Origin of the sequence: Alteromonas aestuariivivens (assembly GCF_003367475.1) — a bacterium.
GTDB classification, from domain to species: Bacteria; Pseudomonadota; Gammaproteobacteria; order Enterobacterales; family Alteromonadaceae; genus Alteromonas; species Alteromonas aestuariivivens.
In genome coordinates, this window is sequence record NZ_QRHA01000009.1 from 49,952 (window position 1) to 63,952 (window position 14,001).

Genomic DNA, 14,001 nt, shown 5'->3' on the forward strand with positions numbered 1-14,001 from the left:
AAAATCAAGGTAGTATGCAATGAAACTGAGCCAGCATCCCGGGTTATTTATTACAGGCTTAGTGGCCGCACTGACTTTTGGTTGCGCCTCCGCTCCAGAGCCACCACAAATGGAATATCAGCAACGCTTTGCCCACCGGATTAATGACCAGGGGGAGACGGAATTTGCATTTGGCTTTGGTTGGGTATCCCTCCCTCCCACACCCGATACCATGCGGGAGCCAAGGGTACGTGAACGGGGCAATCGAGGCAGCCAGCGAAGCCCGGTTCAGGAAGGCTACCGACCAAACCCTGGCTACGGCATTTCCAACGAACAAAAACTCGCTTTGGAAGACAAGGCAGTGGAAGCCCTGAACGCCAGGCTGGCCGAGGAAGCACTGTGTGACAGTGGTCACAAGCTGGATTCGGTAATTTGGGATTCAAACCGCATTCGCCTCACCGGCCACTGCCTGTAACGTTTTTTTCAGAATGACCTGCGCGGAGTGCCTAAAAGCTGTACAGCAAGTTCAGACCGATTGACTGGGCATCCATATCAAAAAAGCTCAGTTCTGAATCGGACCGCAGCAAGGAGGCAGACACAATAGTGCTCCAGTTTTGCCAGTTGAAAGGCTGGCGAAACACCAGATTGGCGTTGAGACTGTATTCGTTGGCATCGGCAAACTGATCATCAAACAGAGGGTTGGCTGCATTGTAGGTGCGCTTACCGTAGTAACCATTCAGAATGGCACTCCATTTGGGTGCAAACAGTGCATAGCTGAGCTGGGCACCATAAGACTCTCCCGCCATGGCATTGCCATCCAGATCCCGTTTGCGGTAAAGCAAAGTGGGGCTAAGGATTTTTCCCCGCCCCAAAATCAAATCGTACTGCAGCTCCAGTCTGTGCGTGCGGCCCTCCCTTGCCAGCAACGCCTGCTGCTGTGCGGAAATCACGCCAGTCTCAAATGCGCTCTGGCCATTTGAGTCTTCATCAATATGGATGGTACGAAAGGTGTAATTCATGCTGAATGGCGATTCAAACACCGACTGCCAACCGATACGAAAGCCCCGGGACTTACGATCAGTGTCCTGCCTGGGCTGCCCTACCAGGTAAGTATCCTGATAGATTTTATTCGGGAAAGCGGAAAACACGTAGGCACCCGACAGGATACCCACGCCATCAACCTGCTGGCGATAACCCAGTGACTGGGCAAAATCAAGCCGCACGGCATCCTGTATGAGGAAACCTATATAAGCCTGACCTCTCGCCTTTTCAAAGGTGTAGCGGATGTCAAAAAAGGGGTTACCCGAAAACTCCTGTTGAGCATCAGGCTTCTGTTCCAGACTGGTTATAGTCTGGTCGCTGATGGTGTCGAACCCGGAACCGGCAATCACATTGGAACTGTAGCTCTGATACGACATGCCACCGCCAATTCGGCCCGACCAGCCACCCTGCTCTGGGATCTTGCTGGCATCCTGAGCGTAACACACAGACGTTAAAGCGAAACCACACACCAGCAACCGCATTGCCGTTAGGAACATTTTGAGAGTACTCCGTCAATCTAACCAGGGAAAATCCTAATAACATTAGCAGATTAGGCATAATTATTGGCATTACATATTTTTTAGAAATGCCTTGAAATATTTTTAACGGTACATCGGTTTCAGGAGCGGCCTGAAATTCAGCATTCAATCCATGCAAAAAAGTTACTTTAAGGCTGCCCGACATCCATCATTTGGCGAAATATGATCCCGGCCTGCGTTCGATTATTGACCTGCAGCTTCTTGAGCACAGCCGATACGTGCTGTTTAACGGTGGATTCGGAAATATCGAGTTCATAGGCAATCTGCTTATTCAGCAAACCGTCAGCCAGCATTTTGAGTACGTTAAACTGATGCGGCGTCAGCTGTGCCAAACCTTCTGCAAACGCCTGTTGCTGCTCGTCCTGCACGCCGCCGGCAGCGGCATCATAATCATCCGGTAGCCATCGGTCGCCATCCAGTACCTTCTGCACTGCCTCAAGAATGACCGGCAGCGGAGTCGATTTAGGGATGAACCCACTGCAACCCAAATCCATCGCCCTGCTTATCAGTGCTGGCGCGTCTTCGGCGGATACCATCACCACCAGCACGTCGGGAAAGCGGCTGCGGATTTCACCTAACCCGGTCAGCCCTTCATTCCCGGGCATTCTGATGTCGAGAAAGACCAAATCGATGTCGTCATGCTGTTCCAGACAACTGCGGGCCTCTTCATAACTGGAAGCCTCAAGAATGGCATTGCCAACCAGTTCGCTCAAAGCCTGGCGCATTGCGGCGCGAAACAAGGGATGATCGTCGGCGATAAGAACTTTTGACTGCATAGTTATTGGGGTTCTGGAACTGACTGATTACAACGGGTGGGTCAATGTCGCCAATCTGGCCAGTTTGGTCAAGGGGTAAAAACAAAAAATTAACAACCTGGTGACCCGATAAGGGCTAACGCGCATTTGATCTGGTTAATACCCAAAAATCAGCCAGAAAGACCATCAACACAGTTACAATCATTCATACCCATGAATATCAACCAATAACTAACTCCCGCACTCCCGCATTTATGCGCAGTTTCACCCAAGCCCTTTATTGCTCAGGGCTTCAGCCCCATTACCCACTGCCCAATCAGACTGTCTCAGCGCGCTCACTAAACAACGCGCGGGTCTCGCAGCGCGGCATCTAGGTTGAGGGGTGGTTAAAAAATGCGCACACTAAACCTTTGATTATGCAGAATTATGGATGTCGCATGAGACTATTTACTCTTTCACTTCTTTCCATCGCTTTACTGAGCGGCTGTGGCGGTTCGGGCTCTGAGTCGGACTCTGGTTCAAACCCCGGTTCTACATCCGGCGGGATCACGCCCAATCGCTCGGTTAACGAAACATCTTCACACGCCCTGCAATCCAGTGACCTGTATATTGCCAAGCGCACCATCAGCACTGAAACCTGGGGCAATTTTGTTCACGCCGTGAGTTATGCGGACTTTGATCAGGACGGTGACACCGATGTTTTCATTAACTCGGGTGACAGCTCTGAAAATGTAACTGCGTCAGAACTATACCTGAATGACGGCAACGGTGATTTTACCCTGGACGAAAGCTTTTTTGGCGGTAACCCGCCCGGCCAGGTTCATGCCCGCAAAGCGCTGACTGGCGACTTTAATGGTGATGGTGCCATGGATATTTTTGTGGTGGGCCACGGTTATGACCGAGAGCCCTTTCCCGGCGAGGCTCCCTATGTGATCCTCAGTGGCTCCCAAGGGTATACCCTGGGCACAGGATTCAGTGATTACGTTGGCTTCCACCACGCTGCGGCCTCGGCCGATCTGGATAACGATGGCGATTTGGATATTTTGGTAGCAGACAATAATACACCGGCAGTGTTTTACAATGACGGCAAAGGCAACTTCACCAAAAATACCTCCGTGTTAAAGGGGTTGAATGACTACAACTGGTTTACTACCGAATTGCTGGATGTGGATGGCGATGGCTATGTGGACATTCTGGCAGCCGGGCATGAACAGGACGGATTTGCCAGCCAGGTGATTTGGGGCGACAGTTCCGGTATCTATCGCTCGTCAAACGCGACCGTATTACCGGCCACACCTCTGCACGGAACGGTACTGGACATCGATGTGGCAGATCTCGATGGAGATGGCGACCTGGATATAGTGCTCAACCGAACCGGTGACCGTACAGGAAGTGTCGATTTTTATCAGGGCTATTATCTTCAACTACTGATCAACGAAGGTGGCCGTAAGTTCAAAGACGAATCTGACATGCGCCTGGTAACCGGGCGTAATGACGGTGACGAATGGTTCGACTGGATCAGGCTGGTGGATTTTGATTCCGACGGTGATATTGACATTGTTGTTGACGATGCCAGCCGCGACCTGGTCTGGTACAACGACAGTGTGGGCAACTTTCAGTAATCCGTAACGCCCTGAAACTATCGTTGCCTGCCTGAAGGCCGGTAACACTGAAATCCGATGTTCACAGGAGCATCGGATTTTTTATGCTTTGTTTTTGCTCTGTAGCTTTAACCGAAAAGGCCCCACGTGATACTTTCCGTCACAACGAAAAAAGCCGGTTCGCTGAACGCAAACCGGCTTTTGGCATTTTCGTGAGCTTAATTATTGTTAAAAACGGTAGCCCAGGGTCAGGTGCACGGTTCTGGGGTCACCATAGTAGCCAACCAATGTGGTGTCGCCACCAAAGCCCGGCAGGTAAGAACCGTCATCGGCAATACCACCAATAAAGGAATAGCCGCCGACCATGTACTCTTCATCGGTCAGGTTCTTGGCATGCAGGCCACCATACCACTGGCCGTTCACACTCTCCCAGGTCACACTCAGGTTAACCATTCCGTAACCGTCCTGCTCCAGTACTGCGTTATCTTCAAACAGGAGGTAATCGTCACGGTAGTAATAGCCTCCGTTAAACGCCACTGGTCCGAAGTCGGTATCCAACTGGTAGTTCGCTGACAGCGCCAGGGTATAGTCCGGGGTGTTGGACAGGCCAACCAATGGCACCGTAATATTCTCATCCTGCTCCAGGTCCGCATCCAGATAGCCAAACGCCATATCCAGTGTCAGGTTATCAGTGGCAGCCCAGGTAATTTCCGCTTCGATACCTTTGTTCTCAGATTTCGCAGCGTTCCCCAGATTCTGACCCAGTACGGTAGGGTCATTCGGATCGGCCTCAACCACGATGTACTGACGATCTTTGTGGTCAAGCCAGAACAGCGTCACGTTGGTACGCACTGAATCGCCCCAATCTTTTTTGATACCAAATTCGATGGAATCAGCAATTTCCGGATCCGCTGCTCGTTCATTAGTGCTGGCTCGGGGGTTAAACGTACCCGACTTGAAGCCCTGCGAGTAGCTGGCAAACAGCAAAGTATCGCGATCCATCTGGTACTCTAGCCCAACCCGCGGAGTAAAGCGGCTCCAGTCGGCTGTTTTTGGTGCATCCAGTACCCCGTCACCATCGGTATCGGTTCCCAGGCTCATGGGCACACCCACGTCTGCGCCCCGATCATAGCCGTCTACCCAGTTGCTATAGGGATACACAGAACCCAGCAAGAAGCCGTAGAATACGCTGGCTTGTTTTTCTTCGTCAGTATAACGGGCACCCAGTGTCATCGACAGTTTTTCCGTCAGGTCAAAACTGCTCTGCACGTAGGCGGCATAAGAGCTACTGTTATTACAACCTGACGTTTCCAGCGTCAGGCCCAGGCCACCGAGTATGGCGTCAAACTGACCACAGGATTCGCTGTCATAGGCATACAAACCACCGGTGACAGTGTAACTGTCTCCCAAATAATTGGCCTGCAGTTCATGGCTGGTATTTTCGTCATCGTAAACTGCCGGTACGTCGAACAGGTTGTTACCGGTATTGTCGAAGTCGATATTGGTGGGTGAATAGCTTTCGCGGGAGGCACCGATATATTTCAAAGACAATGCATCGGTTACATCCCAATTGATCATCAGGCTGAGGCCTTCCAGTTCCACCTTGTTCCAGGTCGGCAGGCTGGTGTATGAATCATAAACATTGTCTGGCACCGGCGCATCAGTCAACAGGCTGGGCACCAGGCGGTAGCCCCCTTTGGCGTTGGAATCATCTTCTGTTTTATCCCAGTTCAGGCGCATGAACAGGTTATCGGTAGGGTGATATTCCAGGGTTACCCGTGCAGCGGTCAGATCTTTATTATAGTTTTCTCGATCCTGACCTTCCGGCGCGACCAGAAATTCACCGAATCCGTCGCGATTGAAATCACCGAATCCGAATCCCAGATACAGTTTGTCGTCAATAAGCGGTAACTGACCGGTGACTTTCACGTCACGCTGACTGTAACTGCCAACAGTACCTTCAAGGTTAAATTCGGTGCCACCTGACATTTCCTTGGTTACGTACTTAACCGCACCACCAATGGTATTCTTACCGTAAAGTGTACCCTGCGGGCCGCGCAGCACTTCAATACGCTCTACATCAAGCAAATCCAGCACCGCGCCCTGGGGACGGGCCATATACACATCATCAATATAAATACCAACGCCGGGCTCATAACCCCAGAGTGGATCCTGCTGACCCACACCACGAATAAATGCGGTCAGAGTAGAGTTGGTACCCCTGCTGGTCTGCAACGTGGTATTTGGCGAGAACTGCTGTACTTCGGTCAGTACGCTGATACCTTTTTCCTGCAGTTCCATAGCGCCGATAGAAGTAATGGCTACGGGTACTTCCTGAAGATTTTCCTGGGTTTTACGGGCTGTAACTTCAATGCGTTCCAGTTTGGATTTGGACTGCTCCGCATTGGCGTCGGTGCCTTCTGCAGTGGCCTGGGCAAAGGCAGTTGAGGTACCCAGCCCGGCCGCAACGGCGGCCGCGCAAAGGGTATGATGGAATCCGCGTGCGTATCTCGTAGAGTGTGACATAAGTTGTCCCTTTTCTTGTAAATAGTAACGTTTCTTTCTGAAGGGTTGCGGTCACAACGTACTCTAGGCCAGATGGGAAACTTCGTATGTAGTACCTTAGTACGTAGCACCATAGTGCTACGTACTAAGGTACTATGGGAAAGCTCCTCCCCGCCAGCCACAATGCCTGTCATTCCTGAAGATCTGCGGTCACAGATTTTTTAAAGGAAAACCATTATGTTAAGTTTGATTGGTCTGGTTGGTGGCTTAACGCTGCTGATTGTACTTACCATCCGGGGAATGAACCTGTTTATTGCCGCGCCCCTGTGCGCCTTGCTGGTTGCCCTGTCTGGCGGCATGCCAGTGTTCGTCGGCGACACTAACTTTGTCAGCACCTATATGAGCGGATTTTCAGGTTTCATTTCGGCCTGGTTTTTCATGTTCCTGCTTGGCGCGCTGTTCGGAAAATTCATGGAAGACACCGGTGCGGCTGATTCGGTTGCGCGCTGGATAGTCGACAAACTGGGCTTTCGTCATGCCGTACTGGCAGTGGTACTGGCCTGCGCCATATTAACGTACGGCGGCGTCAGTCTTTTTGTGGTGGCCTTTTCAGTGTACCCCATGGCACTGAGCCTGTTTAAAGACGCCAATCTGCCGCGCCGGTTCATTCCTGCCACCCTGGCTTTTGGTTCGGTAACCTTCACCATGACCTCTGCCGGTTCACCTGAAATTCAGAACTGGATCCCAATCAAATACCTGGGAACTTCGCCGTTTGCGGCCTGGGAAGTCAGCCTGGTGGTGGCCGTATTTATGGCGTGTTTTGGCTACTGGTGGCTGAAAAAAATGATTGGGCGGGCGGTTGCCAACGGCGAACGGTTTGAAGCGAGAGGCGAGGACCCGATCATACCGGAGCGGGACTACCCCAATCCCATCACGGGTATCATCCCACTACTGGTTGTGCTGGTACTGTCGTTCCTGCTGCACGATGCCTTGGCCCAACTGGCGCTGATTGTGGCTCTCACCGGGGGTGTGCTGACACTGATGGTGATTAACTTTCGCCACTTCCACAATCTGCCCAAGGCCATTAACCAAGGAACCACAGGCGCACTGGTCGCCATCGGCAATACCGCAGCCGTCGTGGGTTTTGGTGCCATTGCCAAAAATACCGAAGCCTTCAGCCAAACCGTAGCACTCATGACCCAGATCCCCGGTAACGAACTCATAGGCGCCGCCATCGCCGTAAGCGTAATTGCCGGGCTGACCGGTTCGGCCTCCGGAGGCCAGGCCATTGTTCTGCCACTGGTAGGCCCCCACTACCTCGACCAGGGGGTAGAGCCCGAGCAACTGCACCGGATTGTATCCATTTCTTCCGGTGCGTTAGACTCGCTGCCTCACAATGGCTATGTTGTCACCACCATACGCGCCATCTGCCAGGAAACCCACAAGGCGGCTTATGGGGCTGTGGCCGCGCTCACGGTCGTTGTTCCACTGGTGGGGCTGGCCATGGCTATTGCCCTGTTTAGCGTTTTTTAGGAGTCGAATATGCAAAGAACTCTGAAACTGGTTACCGGGCTGTGGCTCTTGAGCCTGGTACAGATTGGCGCAGTGGCCAAAGAAACGGCTGCGCCTGCCCTGCTGACAGAAAAGCAGACTTTTGAAATGAGCGATTTCCAGACCTTTGGCGGTAAGATCATTGAGCGCGTTCGTGTAGGCTGGGAGAGCTATGGGCAGATGAATGCCGACAAGGACAACGTTGTTCTTGTCACCCATTATTTTTCCGGCACCTCCCATGCGGCCGGCAAATATCACCCGGACGACACAACCCCCGGTTACTGGGATGCCATTATTGGCCCGGGAAAAGCCATTGATACCAATCGCTTTTTTGTTGTCAGCGTCGACAGCCTTGCCAACCTGAATGCCTACGATGCCAATGTGATCACAACCGGCCCTGCCTCCATCAACCCGGCTACCGGCAAACCTTACGGGCTAACGTTTCCGGTGGTAACCATTCGCGATTTCGTGAATGTGCAAAAAGCGGTACTGGAAAGCCTGGGGATCAAAAGGCTGCATGCTGTTGTTGGACCTTCAATGGGTTCCATGCAGGCGCTGGAATGGGCGACCGCTTACCCTGACTGGGTTGATCGCATGGTATCCGTGATTGGCGCAGGTGAAAGCGATGCCTGGACTACGGCCGCACTGGAACAATGGGCCACGCCCATACGCCTGGACCCGAACTGGCAGCAGGGAAATTATAGCGCTGAAAATCGTCCGGATGATGGACTGGCTGCAGCATTGGCGCTGATAACCCAGCAGGCTCTGCATCCGCAGTTTTTTGCCCGCCAGGGCCAACAACTGGGCTACTCACCCGTGGAGCAGGGCCCGCTGGAAGACATTAATAGCCGCCACAGCATCGTGAACTGGTTATTCGAGCGGGCCCACGGGCGGGCCAAAAAAATGGACGCCAATCACCTGCTTTATCTGGTGCGGGCATGCCAGTTGTTTGTTGCCGGGCATAACGGCGACCTGGCCACAGGCCTTAAAACGGTAACGGCCAAAACCTTGTTTATGCCCGCCAGTTCAGACCTTCTCCTGATGCCATACCTGGCCCAATCGGCCCACAACAAGTTAACTGCCCAAGGCAAACACAGCGACTATCAGGAGCTTCACGGTGAACTGGGTCATCTGGAAGGAGTGCTCGATGTGAGTGAACAGGCACAAACCCTGAAAACCTTTTTAGAAAACTAAACAAGGGCAGAATACAAAATGAAAACACTTCACCACAGCATGCCTTTCGCGCTTCTGGCACTGGGCATTTCTGCCGCCAGCGTTGCACAGACTCAGAAACTGAATCTGGATCTGGAGCGAGTGACGGTCTCCGGGCTGTCGTCTGGCGGTTACATGGCCAACCAGTTTCATCTGGCTTTCAGTGACTGGGTATCTGGCGCCGGTATCATTGCGGCCGGGCCCTATTATTGTGCCCGCAATGACATTACCGTCGCGCTCGGCCAGTGCGTTGACAAAGTCACTGCCCCCATTGAGGTTGAGGCGCTCTCTGCCCAGGCCAGGCAATGGGCCAGCGAACACAAAATCGCCGCTCTGGATAACCTGGCGGACAGCAAAGTCTGGCTGTTCCACGGCAGTGCCGACAACCGGGTTAACAAGGCAGTAAGCCAGGCGCTGTATGCGCAGTATCAAAGCTGGGTTAATGCAGAAAATCTCGTCTACGTGAACGACAAACCCTTTGCCCACCTGTTCCCCACCCTGACCAATGGCGGCAACTGCGCAGAATCAGAAAGCCCATTTATTGGCCAGTGTGACTATGACGCTGCCGGCCAGATGCTCAACCATCTTTACGATGACCTGGCAACCCCGGATGGTGCGCTGAGTGGCAAGGTCATTGAGTTCAGCCAGACACAAATCGCCGGCAGTAAAGCTTCCACAATGGCCGAAACCGGCTATGCCTATGTCCCGCAACGCTGTCAACAGGGTGACTCTTGCCGGGTGCATATCAGCTTTCATGGCTGTAACCAGTTTGCCGAAGCCATCGGAACCCAATATGCAGAAAACACCGGCCTGAATCGCTGGGCCGACGACAACCAAATGGTGGTGGTGTACCCACAAACCAAAAAATCCATGTTTATGCCCCTAAACCCTCAGGGTTGCTGGGACTGGTGGGGCTATACCGGCGAAGACTATGCCACCGCCAACGGCCAGCAGCTGCAGGCCGTCAAAGCCATCGTGGAGGGGTTAAATCACAAAGAGGACACGCAATGAACACATTAAACATATTCGTCACCGGCGGTGCCAGCGGCATTGGGCTTGGCATTGCCGGGGCGCTGGCAGCCGACGGTCATCATATGATCATTGCCGACATTGACGTGGACGCCGCCACCAAAGCGGCAGACCATCTGCAGTCACAAGGGTTCAGTGCCCAGGCCGTGCAGCTCAACGTGTGCGACGCACTGCAAATCTCCCGGTTAAATGAAACACTGTCAGCAACGCCGGTTGATGTACTGGTGAACAACGCGGGCATACAGCACGTTTCACGGCTGGAAGATTTTCCTGCAGCCAAGTGGCAGCAGCTGATCGACATCATGCTGGTTGGCCCCGCTTTGCTTACCCAGGCCTTTCTGCCGGGCATGCGGGAGCGCAACTTTGGCCGCATCATCAATGTGGGCTCGATTCATTCGGTAATCGCCTCCCCATACAAATCTGCCTATGTGGCCGCCAAGCACGGGCTACTGGGGTTTGCCAAAACCGTAGCGCTGGAAACCGGTGATTGTGATGTGACCATCAACACCCTGTGCCCTGCGTATGTGAAAACACCGCTGGTGGAAAAACAGATCGCTGATCAGGCCAGGGAGAACAACCTCAGCGAAGAGGACGTGGTCAACAGGATCATGCTTGAACCCATGCCCAAAAAGGCTTTCATTACCGTAGAGGAACTCGCCGCTACCGCCCGCTTTCTGATCAGCGACAACGCGCGTAACATCACTGGCCAGACCATGATCCTCGATGGCGGCTGGACGGCCCGTTAGCGCTTTTCAATTCAAGATCAACTATGCTAATGTCCAGTCCATTGATTGTTAAAGGACATTAGCATTCTTATGCCCTATCAAACTGTTGGGCTGCTTGGTAAACCGGCCCACACCGGCACCCACGACAGCCTCAAATTACTCGCCGATTATCTTACCAGACGGGGTTGCCAGATCCTGGTAGAAGAAAACATTGCCAGTGAAATGCCCGGCAACGGATTTACCGCCTGCGACCTGGTTACCATTGGCAAGCAGGCCGACCTCGCCGTAGTGATTGGCGGTGATGGCAGTATGCTCGGCGCTGCCCGGGTGCTGGCGCGCTTTGACATTCAGGTGGTGGGGGTTAACCGCGGAAACCTGGGCTTTCTCACCGACATCAACCCCGATGACATTGAAGAACAAATGGATTTACTGTTTGCCGGGGAATCTGTGGTGGAACAGCGCTTTTTGCTGGAAGTGGAAGTTTACCGCCACGAAAAGCTGAAAAGTAACAATTCAGCGGTCAACGAAGTGGTGCTGCACCATGGCAAAGTGGCGCACATGATGGAATTTGAAATTTACATCGACGACCATTTTGTCTTCAGCCAACGATCGGATGGCCTGATTGTCGCCACCCCTACCGGCACCACAGCCTACTCCCTGTCAGGTGGCGGCCCCATCATAATGCCAAGGCTGGATGCACTGTGCCTGGTACCCATGTTCCCCCACACGCTGAGCAGCCGCCCAATTGTAGTCGACGCCACCAGCACGGTTTCAATGCGGGTTTCCAAGGTCAACAGCGACAGCCTGCAGGTTAGTTGCGACAGCCACATTGTGTTGCCCGTATTGCCCGGCGACGAAATCAAAATTAAGAAGAGTGCTGACAAACTGACCCTGGTGCACCCGAAAGGCTACAACTATTTCACCGTATTGAGAAACAAACTCGGCTGGGGCAGTAAACTGTACTGAGGCCTGTTTTGGCATAACAGAACAGAGACAAAAATGGCCGCAAAAAACGGCCATTTTTTTACATGGATATTGAAGATAAAACTAAATCCGGGCTTTTCTGCGCATCAGGCTCAACAGCCCAAGGCAAAGCAGTAGAACAAAATTCAGGCTGCCGCCCCCACCGGAGGAATTACTGTCAGGCGGCGGAGCGGGCAAAGGTACAGGATCGGGCCCAGGTTGCGGCTCTGGTTGTGGCTCTGGTTGTGGCGCTGGCTCGGTAGCATCCAAATCCAAATCGATAATCTGAAGATAAACCGGCTGTGCACTGCCTTCTCCCTTTTCCATCAGATAAAAGTAAAGTTTGCCGTCGTCGATATAAACATTACCATGGCGGAATTCCCGTCCATCTGTCTGCTCGTAGACCCGCGTAAATTTATTCGTGCCCCCCTCCGCTTTCTCAATGTAAGGGCGCCCTGAAGAATTAAGGCCAATGATGTAGATATTATTGCCTGCGGTATAAATTTCATCTGCGCCGGAAAAGTCCGTCGACGTAATAAATTCCGCTTCCCCGGCAGGTTTGTACGTGTGTACTTTCACCGTAACGTTGTTCTCTGTATCTTTAACGCTACCAATTAAATGAACATCACCGCGTTCGGTTACATTCCAGTCGAACCCGTGCACAATGTAGACCTGATTTTTCGCCGTTGTGGATACCAGATCGCCGGGCTCTGAAACCTTGATATCATCCGCGTCTACCAACGGGGTTTCCACCGCCTCTCCGCGGTGATTTTTCCAGTCACTGACGCCATCGGGATGATCGGAGTAAGCGTAATAAAACCCGTTCTGGTAAAGATATTTGTCGTTATTGTTGCTGGATCGGCGCTGGAATCCTACCCGAAGTTTGCCATTCACATACTTCATGCTGCCGTACAGACCCCAGTTATAGTCCATACCGTATGACTTGGCATCCACTACGTTGAACTGCAAAAAATCAGACCAGGTTTTGTTATCTGCGTAATATCGGGCGAACTTGTAACCGCCGTTGTTATTCCCCCCTTTGCGCATGTACATCAGCAAGGTACCGTCGGTGTTGAGGAAAAAGCCTGGGTACGTCAAACCGGAAAACGCTTCGTAATCCACTTCACCGGTCAGAGTAATGTGTTTGTAATCGCTGTCGCCTTCACTGTTGAAGCTGGTGTCTTTAACAAACTGATCCAGCGTAAATTCGTCATCCGGAACGTTGGCCGCCCCGGGTTTGGAGTAGGAGTAACGAAAATAATCGTTGGCCAGGCTGCCATCTGAGGGGCGGTCTGAGCCGTAGGCGTGCATGTCATAAAGCAGATGGATTGTGCCATCAACGGGGCTCACACCAACGGCAATGGTATTGTGCGATTCGCCTATCCACCACTGATTTTGGTATCCGGTATGCTGATGGGGAAATTCGATGGTTTTCAGGCTGCCCGTAACCATGTTGTAACGGGTCAGCATGACATGGCGGTCATTCTTTCCGCCCCGGTACCAGGTCATGAACACATAATCACCCAGCTTCTTGATACTGTCTCCATGCGGGCTAATTCGATTGCCGAAATAGTAATGATACTTTTCATCGTTTACCACCGCAGGATCGCTGCGATTGGTAGTCACTTTTTCTCCATCGAAAAACAACCCGGTGTCCGTTATCTGTATTTCCTTTTCCAGCACAATTTCTGCAAAAGTATGGCTGCTGGCAACAAGCAACGCACCCGCCAACAAGCTCCTGAACAACACTTTTACGCTCATCAGCGAACCCGAAAACTGCCTTTCCATATGTTGCCTCCCGCTCGAACATTTTGACTTATTATGTAAACATATTGATCTATATTGAACATTTTTGACGATAATAGATTACAAGCACATTGTCCAATCGACTTGTTTTCGATTTGGCACCTCACCCCTCGGAATGAGATAAATACCGTACTAAAATCACCTTAGGGTAATCGGCAATTCTGTGTGGTCTTATTATCCTTCCAACTTGGCAGGTAACTGCATGGCAGGTAGCTGATAGAATGCTATCCTTTGAAAGTCAGCATTCAGGATAATTCGAGCTTCATCTTTTAATGAGGACAGAAAGGCAGAGTAA

Annotated in this window: 11 protein-coding genes; 7 read left to right on the top strand and 4 right to left on the bottom strand. The window is 52.1% G+C overall.

The window, feature by feature from the left end:
- The first annotated feature begins 19 nt into the window (after positions 1-19).
- Positions 20-454, top strand: a complete 435-nt coding sequence (locus tag DXV75_RS12895) for a hypothetical protein (protein WP_115593835.1) — start codon at positions 20-22, stop codon at positions 452-454.
- Between the two features lie 31 nt (positions 455-485).
- On the opposite strand, the gene DXV75_RS12900 is transcribed toward DXV75_RS12895, so the two are convergent.
- Together DXV75_RS12900 and DXV75_RS12905 are read right to left on the bottom strand one after the other, a co-directional pair.
- A complete protein-coding gene (locus tag DXV75_RS12900; protein ID WP_115593836.1) occupies positions 486-1,517 on the bottom strand; it encodes a DUF2860 family protein in 1,032 nt (343 codons plus the stop codon).
- A gap of 170 nt (positions 1,518-1,687) precedes the next feature.
- The gene (locus DXV75_RS12905; RefSeq protein ID WP_115593837.1) at positions 1,688-2,335 is read right to left on the bottom strand and encodes a response regulator; all 648 of its coding nucleotides are present in this window, start codon (positions 2,333-2,335) and stop codon (positions 1,688-1,690) included.
- A 416-nt stretch (positions 2,336-2,751) separates the two neighbouring features.
- On the opposite strand from DXV75_RS12905, the gene DXV75_RS12910 reads away from it, so the two are divergent.
- Positions 2,752-3,936, top strand: coding sequence for an FG-GAP repeat domain-containing protein (locus DXV75_RS12910; RefSeq protein ID WP_181898421.1), 1,185 nt, complete (start codon positions 2,752-2,754; stop codon positions 3,934-3,936).
- Positions 3,937-4,143: 207 nt separating this feature from the next.
- On the opposite strand, the gene DXV75_RS12915 is transcribed toward DXV75_RS12910, so the two are convergent.
- Positions 4,144-6,441: a TonB-dependent receptor gene (locus tag DXV75_RS12915; protein ID WP_115593839.1), complete on the bottom strand. Its 2,298-nt coding sequence runs from the start codon at positions 6,439-6,441 to the stop codon at positions 4,144-4,146.
- Positions 6,442-6,657: 216 nt separating this feature from the next.
- On the opposite strand from DXV75_RS12915, the gene DXV75_RS12920 reads away from it, so the two are divergent.
- The 5 genes from DXV75_RS12920 to nadK all read left to right on the top strand — a co-directional run bounded on the left by DXV75_RS12920 (position 6,658) and on the right by nadK (position 11,903).
- The gene (locus DXV75_RS12920; RefSeq protein WP_115593840.1) at positions 6,658-7,953 is read left to right on the top strand and encodes a GntP family permease; all 1,296 of its coding nucleotides are present in this window, start codon (positions 6,658-6,660) and stop codon (positions 7,951-7,953) included.
- 9 nt (positions 7,954-7,962) lie between these two features.
- Positions 7,963-9,165 carry an E22 family MetX-like putative esterase gene (locus DXV75_RS12925; protein ID WP_115593841.1) on the top strand — a complete coding sequence of 401 codons (1,203 nt, stop codon included), beginning with the start codon at positions 7,963-7,965 and terminating at the stop codon, positions 9,163-9,165.
- Between the two features lie 18 nt (positions 9,166-9,183).
- Positions 9,184-10,194 (top strand): extracellular catalytic domain type 2 short-chain-length polyhydroxyalkanoate depolymerase, encoded by a 1,011-nt coding sequence (locus DXV75_RS12930; protein ID WP_115593842.1) that lies wholly within the window; start codon positions 9,184-9,186, stop codon positions 10,192-10,194.
- Complete coding sequence (locus DXV75_RS12935) at positions 10,191-10,958, top strand: 3-hydroxybutyrate dehydrogenase (protein ID WP_115593843.1); 768 nt, start codon at positions 10,191-10,193, stop codon at positions 10,956-10,958. Before DXV75_RS12930 ends, DXV75_RS12935 begins: the two co-directional genes overlap by 4 nt.
- Positions 10,959-11,027: 69 nt before the next feature.
- Positions 11,028-11,903 (top strand): NAD(+) kinase, encoded by an 876-nt coding sequence (gene nadK, locus DXV75_RS12940; protein WP_115593844.1) that lies wholly within the window; start codon positions 11,028-11,030, stop codon positions 11,901-11,903.
- Positions 11,904-11,984: 81 nt separating this feature from the next.
- Here nadK and DXV75_RS12945 read toward each other — a convergent pair whose 3' ends face one another.
- Positions 11,985-13,688, bottom strand: coding sequence for a BNR-4 repeat-containing protein (locus tag DXV75_RS12945; RefSeq protein ID WP_245953213.1), 1,704 nt, complete (start codon positions 13,686-13,688; stop codon positions 11,985-11,987).
- Positions 13,689-14,001: the final 313 nt, after the last annotated feature.